General features: G+C 60.8%; 10 protein-coding genes. 4 read left to right on the top strand and 6 right to left on the bottom strand.

The genetic code is table 11. From position 1 onward, the window contains the following. Positions 1-273 precede the first annotated feature (273 nt). Positions 274-1,734, bottom strand: a complete 1,461-nt coding sequence (locus LVD11_RS03220) for a glyceraldehyde-3-phosphate dehydrogenase (protein ID WP_439651270.1) — start codon at positions 1,732-1,734, stop codon at positions 274-276. Between the two features lie 309 nt (positions 1,735-2,043). On the opposite strand from LVD11_RS03220, the gene mfd reads away from it, so the two are divergent. From mfd to LVD11_RS03205, 3 genes are all read left to right on the top strand, one after another. Continuing rightward, positions 2,044-5,499 (top strand): transcription-repair coupling factor, encoded by a 3,456-nt coding sequence (gene mfd, locus LVD11_RS03215; protein ID WP_237056041.1) that lies wholly within the window; start codon positions 2,044-2,046, stop codon positions 5,497-5,499. A gap of 68 nt (positions 5,500-5,567) precedes the next feature. Next, the gene (locus tag LVD11_RS03210) at positions 5,568-6,296 is read left to right on the top strand and encodes a CsiV family protein (protein WP_237056034.1); all 729 of its coding nucleotides are present in this window, start codon (positions 5,568-5,570) and stop codon (positions 6,294-6,296) included. Between the two features lie 63 nt (positions 6,297-6,359). Then, entirely contained in the window at positions 6,360-7,595 is a 1,236-nt protein-coding gene (locus LVD11_RS03205; protein ID WP_237056025.1) for a DUF819 family protein, read from the top strand. Positions 7,596-7,903: 308 nt separating this feature from the next. Here LVD11_RS03205 and LVD11_RS03200 read toward each other — a convergent pair whose 3' ends face one another. From LVD11_RS03200 to LVD11_RS03185, 4 genes are all read right to left on the bottom strand, one after another. After that, positions 7,904-8,119 (bottom strand): cold-shock protein, encoded by a 216-nt coding sequence (locus LVD11_RS03200; RefSeq protein ID WP_091512424.1) that lies wholly within the window; start codon positions 8,117-8,119, stop codon positions 7,904-7,906. A 298-nt stretch (positions 8,120-8,417) separates the two neighbouring features. After that, positions 8,418-9,521, bottom strand: a complete 1,104-nt coding sequence (locus LVD11_RS03195) for a mechanosensitive ion channel family protein (RefSeq protein ID WP_237057083.1) — start codon at positions 9,519-9,521, stop codon at positions 8,418-8,420. A 138-nt stretch (positions 9,522-9,659) separates the two neighbouring features. Then, positions 9,660-10,691 carry a beta-N-acetylhexosaminidase gene (nagZ, locus tag LVD11_RS03190; RefSeq protein ID WP_237056017.1) on the bottom strand — a complete coding sequence of 344 codons (1,032 nt, stop codon included), beginning with the start codon at positions 10,689-10,691 and terminating at the stop codon, positions 9,660-9,662. A 69-nt stretch (positions 10,692-10,760) separates the two neighbouring features. Continuing rightward, the gene (locus LVD11_RS03185; RefSeq protein WP_237056015.1) at positions 10,761-11,396 is read right to left on the bottom strand and encodes a TetR/AcrR family transcriptional regulator; all 636 of its coding nucleotides are present in this window, start codon (positions 11,394-11,396) and stop codon (positions 10,761-10,763) included. Between the two features lie 134 nt (positions 11,397-11,530). Here LVD11_RS03185 and LVD11_RS03180 point away from each other — a divergent pair, with 134 nt between their 5' ends. Next, positions 11,531-11,851 (top strand): DUF6763 family protein, encoded by a 321-nt coding sequence (locus tag LVD11_RS03180; RefSeq protein WP_237056013.1) that lies wholly within the window; start codon positions 11,531-11,533, stop codon positions 11,849-11,851. 8 nt (positions 11,852-11,859) lie between these two features. Here the strand turns inward: LVD11_RS03180 and LVD11_RS03175 are convergent, their stop codons facing one another. Further along, positions 11,860-12,501, bottom strand: a complete 642-nt coding sequence (locus LVD11_RS03175; RefSeq protein ID WP_237056011.1) for an LOG family protein — start codon at positions 12,499-12,501, stop codon at positions 11,860-11,862. Positions 12,502-12,582 lie beyond the last annotated feature (81 nt).

The raw sequence follows: 12,582 nt of genomic DNA, 5'->3' as shown, positions 1-12,582 counted from the left end.
CACGCTCTGCGAGGACTTAAACCGCTGTCACCCGTTGGCCGGGCGGGAGGAACAATCTCGGCGCACGGTGGCCCCACTAAAATCGCGCGCATTATAAAGATGGGCCCGTTGCTTTACCAGAGCAGAAGCGGCCGAAATGACCAATCAGAGGGAAAATTTTGCTGGAAAAACAAGGATTTGAGATGAGGAATCGCGGGGGAAGCCCGGAAAATCGGCCCCGCCGGCATGACGCCGGCAGGGCCGGCGGTCACAATGACCGCCGGGACACGAACATCAGTCGCGCTTCGGGAACAACTTGTACCGAACGCCGGCCATATCCTCCAGGCAACGCACCACCTGGCAGCTGTAGCCGAACTCGTTGTCGTACCAGCAGTAGAGCACCGCATTGTCATCCTCGACAATGGTCGCATTCGAGTCGAACACGCAGGCGCGGCGGGACCCCACGAAGTCACAGGAAACCACTTCCGGGCTGTTGGTGTAATCGATCTGCTGGCGCAGCGGCGAGTGCAGGGCCACTTCGCGGACGTACTCGTTGAGCTCTTCCTTGGTGGTGCTTTTACCGAGGCGCAGGTTGAGGATCGCCATGGACACGTTGGGGGTCGGGACCCGGATGGCATTACCGGTCAGCTTGCCCTTCAGCTCCGGCAGCGCCTTGGCCACCGCCTTGGCGGCACCGGTCTCGGTCAGCACCATGTTCAGTGCGGCGGCACGACCGCGACGCTCACCCTTGTGATAGTTGTCGATCAGGTTCTGGTCATTGGTGTAGGCATGCACGGTTTCCACGTGGCCGTGCTCGACGCCAAAGCCATCCATCATCGCCTTCAGGACCGGCACAATCGCATTGGTGGTACAGGAGGCGGCCGAGATGATCTTGTCATCGTCCTTGATGTCATCATTGTTGATGCCGTAAACGATGTTCTTGATGTCGCCCTTGCCGGGCGCCGTGAGGATCACCTTGGAAGCGCCGGGGCTCTCCAGGTGCTGGCTCAGGCCCGCCTCGTCGCGCCACACACCGGTGGAGTCCACTACGATGGCGTCGTGGATGCCGTGTGCGGTGTAATCGACCTCCTGCGGGGAGTTGGCATAGATCACCTTGATCTCGTTGCCGTTACAGATCAGCGAGCTGGTCTCCTCATCCACACGGATGGTGCCCTTGAAGGCGCCGTGTACAGAGTCGCGACGCAGCAGCGAGGCGCGCTTGACCAGGTCGTTGTCCGCATTGCCCTTGCGCAGCACGATGGCGCGCAGGCGCAGCACGTCGCCACTACCCGCCTTCTCGATCAGCAGGCGCGCCACCAGGCGCCCGATACGCCCGAAACCATAAATCACCACATCCCGCGGTTCCGGGATAGGCTTGCCGGCACCCTCGGCACCGGCCAGCTCCGCGCGCACAAACTCGTCCACGGACATGCCGCGGTCATCGCGCATGTACTTGTTGGTCAATGTGCCCAGGTCAATATGTACCGGGCCCAGGTCCAGCTTGGTAATGGCTTCCAGCACCGGGTAGGTTTCCCACTCGGAGAGTTCATTACCCTCCACCTGCCGCACAAAGCGGTGTGCCTTCATGATGCTCAACACGGAGCGGTTTACCAGGTTGCGGCCGTACATGTAGATGCCGGCGTTACGCTCTCGGTTGAGCTTGCCGATCATCGGGATCATGGATTCAGCCAGCGCTTCGCGCTCTTTCCAGTCCTTGAAAAAATCCGCGGGCTTGGGTCGCTTCTGAGTCACTATCAGACACCTCTGCAATCAGTTGTGTAGGCAGGCAAATCGCGGCCGGAAAAGGCTCCCGGGGCCGCGTGGCTGCGCATTATCAGGATATGCCGAGAGGGGCGCAACCGGGCAAAAAAACACCAAAAAATTGTAGTAAAACTACCAGTTCACTCCCAAAGAATCCGCGAGCCTGGAATGGGTTCGCGCACCACCGGCGAAGCCCTCGATGGCACCACCGGCATGACCCGGCCTGCACCGCAACCGGTTCGCAGTTACAATAGCTACCGCCCGGGCCGAGGCCCGCCTGAAAGCGTGGATTTATAAGGAAAGATGAAAGATTTGCAGCCCCTCTCGCCCCCGCCATTCCGCTCCGGAAACGACCGCCAGTTCTGGGGCGGCTTGCACGGCGCGGCGGCCTCGCTGGCGATCCTGAACGCCGCGCGGCGCAGCGATTGCCCCACCCTGTTGGTGGCCCGCGACAGCCTGGAAGCGCAGCGGCTGGAGGCCCAGCTGAAATTTTTTAACAGGGGATTGCCGACGGAGATCATTCATTTCCCCGACTGGGAGATCCTCCCGTACGACACCTTCTCCCCCCATCAGGACATCATCTCCGACCGCCTGGCCACTCTATATCGATTGCCTCAGATGGGCTCCGGCATCGTCATCGTACCGGTCAGCACCCTGATGCACCGGCTGCCTCCCCGCGACTATGTCGCCGGCAACGCACTGATGCTGCAGGAGGGCCAGCGATTCGACCTGAACAGCCAGAGGCGCCTGCTGGAGCAGGCCGGCTACCACTGCGTGGACACGGTATACGAGCACGGCGAGTTCGCCGTGCGGGGCTCCCTGATGGATATCTTCCCAATGGGCAGCGACCTGCCCTTCCGTATCGACCTGTTCGACGACGAAATCGAGAGCCTGCGCACCTTCGACCCCGAGACCCAGCGCACGGTGGACCGCGTCGACACCGTGGACCTCCTGCCCGCGCGCGAATTTCCCCTGCACAAGGCCGCACTCAACGGCTTCCTGCAAAACTGGCATGAACAGTTCGACTGCGACCCCAGCCAGGTTTCCATCTACCAGGACATCAGCTCAGGCATTGCCCCGGCCGGCATCGAGTATTATTTGCCGCTGTTCTTTGAGCGCTGTGACAGCCTCTTTGATTACCTGCCAGAAGAAAGCACCGCATTCCTCCAGGGAGACATCCAGGAACCACTGGAAAACTTCTGGCGGGAAGTCAGCAATCGCTACGAGAGCCGGCGCGGCGACCTGACCCGGCCGATCCTGGCGCCCGGGCAGATCCTGCTGGAGATCAACGAGTTCAACGGCGCCCTGAAAAAGATGAAGCGCGCCACCTTCTCCGACGGAGAGCTGCCGGAGGCTGAGGGCAACCACAACTTCCCTACAGCCACCCCGCCCAGCCTGCCGGTTGACGGCAAGGCCGAAAACCCCCTTGCCGCGCTGGAAAGCTACCTGATGGAGTACAACGGCCGGGTCCTGTTCTGCGCTGAGAGCAGTGGGCGGCGCGAGTCCCTGCTGGAACTCCTGGACGGAATCCGCCTGAAGCCGGTGCAGTTTGACTCCTGGTCTGAATTCCTGGCCAGCGATGAGACGCACGGCATGACCATCGCCCCGATCGACCAGGGGATGAGCCTGCGGGATCCCGCGATCAACGTAATCGCGGAGCCACAACTGTTCGGCGAGCGGGTATTGCAGCAACGTCGCCGCAAGAAGGCCAAGGATGACGCCGAGAACGCGGTCCGCAACCTGGCCGAGCTGCGCATTGGTGCACCGGTTGTGCATATCGATCACGGTGTCGGCCGCTACCGCGGCCTTCAGCACCTGGAAATCGATGGCCAGCCGGCGGAATTCCTGACCCTGGAATATGCCGACGAGGCCAAGCTTTACGTCCCGGTGGCCAGCCTGCACCTGATCAGCCGCTATTCCGGTGCGGACGAAGCGCTGGCACCACAGCACAAGCTCGGTAGCGAACAGTGGCAGAAGGCCAAGCGCAAGGCGGCAGAAAAAGTCCGCGATGCCGCGGCCGAGCTGCTCGACATTTATGCCCGGCGCGAGGCCCGGGTGGGCCACGCTTTTGCCGACCCGGGGCTGTCCTACCGGGAGTTCACCGCGGGCTTCCCGTTTGAGGAGACTCCGGACCAACAGCAGGCCATTGAGGCGGTAGTGGCCGACATGCTGTCAGACAAGCCCATGGACCGGCTGGTCTGCGGCGATGTGGGCTTCGGTAAGACCGAGGTGGCCATGCGCGCCGCATTTGTAGCCGCCCATGCAGGTAAACAAGTCGCCATGCTGGTACCGACCACCCTGCTGGCCCAGCAGCATTTCCAGTCCTTCCAGGACCGCTTCGCCGACTGGCCAGTCAATATCGAAGTCATATCGCGCTTTCGCAGCGGCAAGGAGATTGAGGGCGTCAAGGACCGGGTCGCGAGCGGCAAGGTCGATATCCTGGTCGGCACCCACAAGCTGCTGCAGAGCGAGCTGGACTTCAAGAACCTGGGCCTGCTGATCATTGACGAGGAACACCGCTTCGGAGTGCGCCAGAAGGAGCGGCTGAAAAGCCTGCGGGCCGAGGTGGACATCCTCACACTGACCGCCACACCGATTCCGCGCACTCTCAATATGGCCATGGCCGGGATTCGCGACCTGTCGGTGATCGCCACGCCGCCGGCGCGGCGGCTGTCGGTGAAGACTTTTGTACGTGAGCGGGACGAAGCCCTGATCAAGGAAGCGATTCTGCGGGAGATTCTGCGCGGCGGGCAGGTGTACTTCCTCCACAACGAGGTCAAGAGCATCGAGCGTATTACCCGGGAACTGGAGGCACTGGTCCCCGAGGCGCGCATCGGCATCGGCCACGGCCAGATGCGCGAACGCGAGCTGGAGCAGGTGATGAGCGACTTCTACCACAAGCGCTTCAACGTCCTCGTATGCACCACCATTATCGAGACCGGCATCGATGTACCCAGTGCCAACACCATCCTGATCGAACGGGCCGACAAATTCGGCCTGGCCCAGCTGCACCAGCTGCGCGGCCGTGTGGGCCGGTCGCACCACCAGGCCTATGCCTACCTGCTGACACCGCACAAGCGCTCGATGACGGCGGATGCGGTCAAGCGCCTGGAGGCCATCAGCGAGGCCCAGGACCTGGGAGCTGGATTCACCCTGGCCACCCATGACCTGGAGATCCGCGGCGCCGGTGAACTACTCGGCGAGGAACAGAGCGGCCAGATCCAGAGTGTCGGCTTCACGCTCTACATGGAGATGCTCGACCAGGCGGTGAAAGCAATCCGGGAGGGGCGTACCCCGAATATTGATGAACCACTGGAATCACCTGCGGTCGACGTCAACCTGCGCGTACCGGCCCTGATTCCGGAAGACTACCTGCCGGACGTGCACGGCAGGCTGATGATGTACAAGCGTATCGCCAACGCCGGGGACACCCAGGAACTGAAAGAGCTGCAAGTGGAGATGATCGACCGCTTCGGCCTGCTGCCAGAGCCGGTCAAGCACCTGTTCCGCACCACCGAAATCAAGCTGCGCGCCGAGCAGATGGGTATCCGCAAGCTGGAGGCCTCGGCCGCACGGGGCCGCATCGAATTCTCGGAGGAAACTGCCGTGGACCCACTCACACTGGTGAAACTGGTCCAGACCCAGCCCGGCCGCTATCAGCTTCAGGGCGCCAACCAATTGAGCTTCGCCCTTGATGAAGAGGGCCCGGACATGCGCCTGAATCAGGTTGCAGGAGTGTTGGAGCAACTGGCGCAATGATAGACTGTGGCTCCCGGCGCCGAGCTGCGACGCCGGGGAGCGAACATAACAAAGCAAGCGGTATCAACATGACCCGATTCTTAAAACTGTGTAGCGCCCTGCTCATGGTCCTGAGCGCTACCAGCACCCAGGCCGCCAGTTATGCCGGCACTACCTTCGAAATAGAGATGATCGTCTTCAGCCGCACAGCAGGCATGGACGGCGCCCGCGAGGACTGGCCGGCCGCACCACGCCTGTCTTACCCGGGTCGCTGGATCGACTTCTCCAGCACCGGTGACGATGGTGCCCCCCTGCTCGACCAGGTGCCCACCCAGCTCGACAACAAGGCCGCCGCCCTCAAGCGCTCCAGCAGTTACCGGGTCCTGTTCCACAAGGCCTGGCAGCAACGGCTCTGGCAAAAGCGCAGGGCTCCCTCAATCCTGGTGTCCGGCGGGGAAACAAATGGTCGCCATAGTGAGCTGGAGGGGACCATCAAGGTCAGCGTATCGCGCTACCTCCACCTCAGCACCAACCTGTGGATGAGTGAATTCGCCAGCCCGGCGATGGACGGGCGCGGCATTCTGCTGCCCACCCCTTCCCGCCAGCAGGACGATGAGCCGCTGGAGCTCTCCGCCGGCCCCGCCGGCACTTCCGGAGCCATGCGGCTACGGGCCGATGCTCCGGTTTACGCCGCGCACGTGGCACAGCTGCAACAGGAACGGCGTATGCGTAGCGGCGAGCTGCATTACCTCGACCACCCCCTTTTCGGTGTACTGATCCAGGTACGCAAGGTGGAAAAGCCAGGGGAATCTGGCTGAAGCGGGCCTGCCGCCCGCACCATAAACGAATAAAACCAATCCACAGACCTCGAACGGGTAGCCATGATTACCAACGACGCGATCATTCTCGGCATGCTGGCCGCGATCCTCGGTTTTGTCTTTTATACAGCTGGCAGCGAACACCGCTTCTGGAAACGGTTCTATCGCTTCGTGCCGGCTCTGCTGCTGTGCTATTTCCTGCCTTCCCTGTTGACCACTTTTGGCATCATCGACGCCGAGGCGTCCCAGCTCTACTACGTGGCCTCACGCTTCCTGTTGCCGGCGAGCCTGGTGCTGCTGACACTCAGCATTGACCTGAAGGGCATCGTCAGCCTTGGCCCCAAGGCGCTGATTATGTTCCTCACCGGCACGCTGGGGATTGTCATTGGCGGCCCTCTGGCGCTGATGATCATGGCGCAACTCGACCCGGACCTGCTTGGCGTCAGCGGCCCCGAGGCTGTCTGGCGGGGCATGACAACCGTGGCCGGCAGCTGGATCGGCGGCGGCGCCAACCAGACCGCTATGAAAGAGATTTTCTCCGTTGGCGACCAGGTCTTCTCGGCGATGGTGGCTGTTGATGTGATCATTGCCAACATCTGGATGGCAGCCCTGCTGATCATGGCCGGTAACGCCAAGCAGCTGGACGCGCGCCGCGGGGCCGACACGACGGCGATCACGGAACTGCGTGAAAAGGTCGAGACGATCCAGAAAAAGCACTCCCGGATTCCCAGCCTGCCGGACCTGATGCTGATCGCAGCGGTGGGCTTCGGCATTACAGCCGTAGCCCACGCTTTTGCTGACACCCTGGCGCCGTGGTTCCAGGCCAATGCACCAGAGCTGGCCAGGTTCAGTTTTACCAGCAAGTTTTTCTGGCTGATCGTCGTTGCCACTACCCTGGGCGTGGCCATGGCCTTTTCACCGGCCAAGAAACTCGAGGGCGCAGGAGCGTCCCGGGTGGGCTCGGTATTCATCTATTTCCTGGTTGCCACCATTGGCACCCACATGGATATCACGGCGCTGCGCGACAGCCCCGAACTGTTCCTTCTGGGGGCAATCTGGATGGCGGTCCACGCGGGCCTGCTGTTGCTGGTTGCCAAGCTGATCAAGGCTCCCACCTTCTTCATGGCGGTCGGCAGCCAGGCCAACGTGGGTGGCGCCGCATCTGCGCCGGTGGTCGCCGCGGCCTTCCACCCCTCCCTGGCGCCGGTTGGCGTGCTGCTGGCGGTGATGGGCTACGCGCTGGGCACCTATGCCGCCTGGTTCTGCGGGCAACTGTTGCGCGTTATCGGAGCCGGATAAACCACGCCGCCAGGCTCTCCCGGGAATGGAATCCCGGCAGGTGCGGACCGTGACGGCAATGCCCCGGTGCGGCATCAGGCATCAGGCATCAGGCATCAGGCATCAGGCATCAAGAAAGGTTCACGGCTAGCGTTGGGACTGGCCACAAGGTGGGACGGCCTGCTGCCGGCTTGCGCGAGGCAGGTATGGCCAGGGAGGCGTGTTTAAAAGAGAAGGAGAGCGACCTGCCAGTCCTGGCAATGCCTTCGGACCACATATGGCCCGGGTTACATCATCCCAGACTGGCCAGATCGACAACAGGTTCGGGCTTACTCACACGGAACAACGTCTTCCGCCAACAGTCCCTTGTCACCCTTTTGCATTTCGAACTCGACCGACTGGCCTTCGTTCAGAGTCTTGTACCCCTCGCCGCGAATGCTGCGGTAGTGAACAAAGATATCTTCCGTACCTTCTCCACAGGTGATGAAGCCATAACCCCGGGCGTTATTAAACCACTTCACGGTACCTGTAACGCGATCACTCATTAAGACAACCTCATTATTGTTATTGCGCTCACCACATGCAGCGAACGGCTCTCCATTGCAGCGGCCGCTCCTCGGCACACTGAACCTCGATGCGTCCCCGTAGGTCGCCCCACGAACACGCTACCTGATTCTTAGATAAAACAGCGCCAGTGTCTAGGTTTCAGCGTGAAATAATTACTACAGATTTCGTGAGCTGCGCAATAAAAGAACAAAAAAAAGGGGGCAAGCCCCCTTTTCTGAACATTCGTGCTTTTCCTGTCTCGCACCTCCCGGTCGCCCCTCGGGAGATCCCCCGGGGCTATCCCCGGCCCGCTCCCGGCGCCTCGAGCGAGCCGGGCGCGCGCAACTCTGCCGGGAGCTCTGCCACGTGCAGGGTGGAGGTAGGGAATGCACAAGAAGCACCATGCTTTTCGACGATTTCCAGGATCTTTAGCAGTACATCCTGCTTGATCTCGTGGTAACGAACCCACTCGGTGGTTTTCGTGAAGGTATAGATAAAGAAGTCCAGCGAAGATGGTGCAAAGGTGTTGAAGTTCACAATCAACGTCTGGTTGTTGTCTATCTCCGGATGCTCCTGCAGCATCGACTTCACATCGGCCACAATCCCGGCCATCAGTGGCGCATCCTCATAACGGATCCCGACGGTCTCGAAGATCCGACGGTTGTGCATCCGGGAGGGGTTCTCCACGGAGATCTGGTTAAACACCGCGTTGGGTATATAGAGGGGGCGCTTGTCGAAAGTGCGGATACGGGTAAGGCGCCAGCCGATATCCTCCACAGTACCCTCGATTTCCTTGTCCGGGGAGCGCACCCAGTCACCCACCTTGAACGGCCGATCCAGGTAGACCATCAGCCCGCCGAAGAAGTTAGCCAGGAGGTCCTTGGCCGCAAAGCCCACGGCCAGGCCGCCGATACCGCCAAATGCCAGTACCCCGCTGATGCTGTAGCCGAGAAACTGCATCACCACCATCGCGGAGGTAATGACAATGGATGCCCGGACCAGTTTCCCCAGGGCCCGCACCGTAGTTGCATCCATGGGTTTGGCCATGTAGCGGGGATCGCGCAGGTTGTGCTCCACACTGCGTGCGAAACGCAGGGCAAACCAGGTGATTACCAGGATCAGCCCGATCTCACGCACAGTGGCCGCCACAGAGAAGATCTCCGCTCCGGTGGCCTTGCCGGCACGGCCTGCCGCGATGGTCAGGCCAAACAGCCAGATCAAGACGGCACCGGGCGGATTTAATGCCTTTACCAGCGCATCATCCCAGGCATTGACCGTCCGCTTCGCCCGTACTTCAAGTCGCCGGGTAAAGCGCCCGAACAACCACGCACCGAGCGCCGTCAAAAGGATGATCGTGAAAATCACAACGATCCAGAACCGGTTATCCCCGACCCAGGTCATCACCATAGACTGTACAGATTCCAAACGACGTCACTCCTGATTTTGCTTATTTCCAATTCAGTGGGTGCGAAAATAGCGCGTGTTGCCGGGTTGTTTCCAGCGCTGCTGGCTTACGTGTCCCCATACGGATGGATTACTTCAGCCGGCAGCCCCCATGGCCACCAGCTCGTCCAACCAGGCCCGCGTGCGCTGCCAACGCCCATCCTGCTGGAGTGTCTCCCAGTCCATTGCCCCTGGCTGTCCCCGCATGCGCCGAAGCCTTGTACGGGATTCCGCAGGGGGTGTGAACCCCTGCAGGGCCTCGAGGCATTCCAGGGCGCCCTGCCGGTTATTACACACCACACCCATATCGCAGCCGGCGTCCATGGCGGCCCGGATCCGGGCCCCGTACCCGCCGGCGGCGCCCGCCCCCTCCATCGACAGGTCATCACTGAAAATCACACCATTGAAACCCAGCTCACCGCGGAGTATCTGCTGCAGCCACAGGCGGGAAAAGCCGACCGGGTTGTGATCTACGCGCACAAAACGGATATGGGCCGGCATGACAGCATCCAGCTCCCCCGCTTCCATGCACTCAATAAATGGCAGTGCATCTGAAGCCATCACCTGCTCCAGCGAGCGCTCATCCTCGGGCAGCTCTTCATGACTGTCTTCCAGTACATGCCCGTGGCCGGGAAAGTGCTTACCGGTCGTCGCCATTCCCGCCTCGTGCATGCCCTCCATAAACGGTCGCACCAGGGATGCGACCTGCGCCGGGTCCGCCGCGAAGCTCCGGTCACCGACAATGCGACAGTGTTGGTCGTCAGCATCCAGCACCGGGGCAAAACTGAAATCAATATCCTCGGCCCGCAGTTCTGCGGCCAGTAGCCAGCCCGCGTCGCGCAGCTGGCCGGGTTTGGCGTTTGCGGCCAGCAGCTGCATGGAGGGAAGACGGGTGAACCCGTCCCGGAAACGCTGCACACGCCCACCTTCCTGGTCGACCGCAAGCAGGATCTCCGGGCGCACCTCGCGGATCTCAGCAACCAGCTTCCGCAACTGGTCACGGCCGCTGTAGTTGCGGGCAAAGAAAATCAAGCCGCCGACCAGAGGGTGACGGAGCAACTCCCGGTCTTCCGCCGTCAGCTCCGTGCCCCCGACATCGACCATTACCGGTCCAATCAATTCACCCATTTCAAGTCCTCAGTATTTCCCTCTGGAAGAGCCTTCCCGGCCCGGCCCGACATAAGCTGCCTGTGCAACCTAGTCGCCACTGTCGGCGCGCAGCATGGCCGCGGCGGCAAGCACCAGTCGATCGAGTGTTTCTGGCAGGCTGCTCTGGGCATCGAAGTCCTCCCTGAGGATAGCGTCGATGGCATCAAAGCTCGAAAGGGTGAAAATGGTGGCACCCAGCATGAAGTACAGCCGCCAGTAGAAGGTTACCGGGTCGATCCCCGGCAGTGCCCGGCTGAGCAGCCCGGCAAACCGTCGATAGCTATCCCCGTAGCGGGACACGATATAGCGGCGCAGGTGCCCCTGGTGCTGGGTATAGGCCATACCCAGCAGGCGCATAAAGCGCTGGGGATCGCGACCTTTGGCGGCCAGCCCCGCTACCCCGCCCCGGAAAAGGGCGTCCAGCAGCTCCTCCACCTCCAGCGCTTCGCCTGCGGCCACGCGCCGGTCCAGCTCTGCGGCAAGTGTCTCGGTAAACGGCGTCAAAAAACGCTCAAAAACCGCCTGGATCAGTTCTTTTTTTGACCCGAAATGATAATTTACCGCGGCAAGGTTGACCCCGGCGGTACTGGTAATGGTGCGCAGCGAAGTCTCTGTAAAGCCGCGCTCGGCGAACAGCACCTCCGCAGCATCCAGAATCCGACTGACCGTATCTGTCTGGGTCATACAAATTCAAACCAACAATTAAAACGCTTGTTTTGATTTTGCCGAGATTAGCACATTTGCATCCGGAAAAGGGCGGTTACTGAAGGCAACGCCCAGACATTAGATTGGTAGTCAAACGCAAGGGGACGCGGATCATGGCACACAGCCACCCGGATATCGGTAACTGGTTCGAGATGATTGACAGCGGGCAATTGTTTGAGGTGGTCGCCCTCGACGACCTTCACAGGACTGTCGAGATCCAATACCTCGACGGCACCCTGGACGAACTCGACATGGAGCAATGGCAATCGTTGCCACTGGCCACGGCAGCCCCACCGGAAGACGCAAATATCGCCTATGGTATGACTGCCCGCGAACACAGTCCCAGCTCCAGCGATGCCACCCTGCCCGACCAGCAGAACCCGCTGGACTATCTGGAGGGAGAAAGCTTTAGTGGTACTGACGAATCCCCCTGAGTGCCCAGCTACTGCTCGCGCGCACGGATGTTGTCAATAATGATTTCTGCCGCTTCGTCCACGGTATCAACAACCCGGAACAGTTCCAGGTCAGCTTCATCGATACATTGGCTCTGCAGCACCGTATCCACCAGCCAGTCGTGCAGCCCCGCCCAGTAACGGCGCCCTACCAGCACGATGGGGAAACGGCGCACCTTCTGCGTCTGCACCAGGGTCAACGCCTCAAAGAGCTCATCGAGGGTGCCATAGCCGCCCGGCAACCCGATAAAACCCACCGCGTGCTTCACAAACATAAACTTGCGCACGAAAAAGTACCGGAAATGGAGGCTGATATCCTGGTAGGGGTTCGCTGTCTGCTCAAATGGCAGCTCGATATTGAGCCCGATGGATGCGCCCGGCTGAGGATGTGCTCCGCGATTACAGGCCTCCATAAGCCCGGGCCCACCACCGGTTATCACCGATATCCCTTCTGCAGCAAGGAGTTCTCCCAGCCTGACTCCCTGCTTATATTCCTGGCTGCCTTCCGTGAATCGCGCACTGCCAAATACGGTTACCGCACCGGTCAGAGCAACGAGACGCTCAATTCCGTCAACCAGCTCAGACTGGATACGCAGGACACGCCATGCCTCGGGCATCTTGGCATCTAGCATTTTGCACTTCCTTGCCTTGTCGCGTTTATCAACGCTTTTATTGACTCGTTCTCAGTTCCTTTCCCCTTTCCAATGTAGCAG

Origin of the sequence: Microbulbifer sediminum (assembly GCF_021729035.1) — a bacterium.
Classification (GTDB): domain Bacteria; phylum Pseudomonadota; class Gammaproteobacteria; order Pseudomonadales; family Cellvibrionaceae; genus Microbulbifer; species Microbulbifer sediminum.
This window is presented reverse-complemented; position numbering and strand designations above follow the sequence as displayed.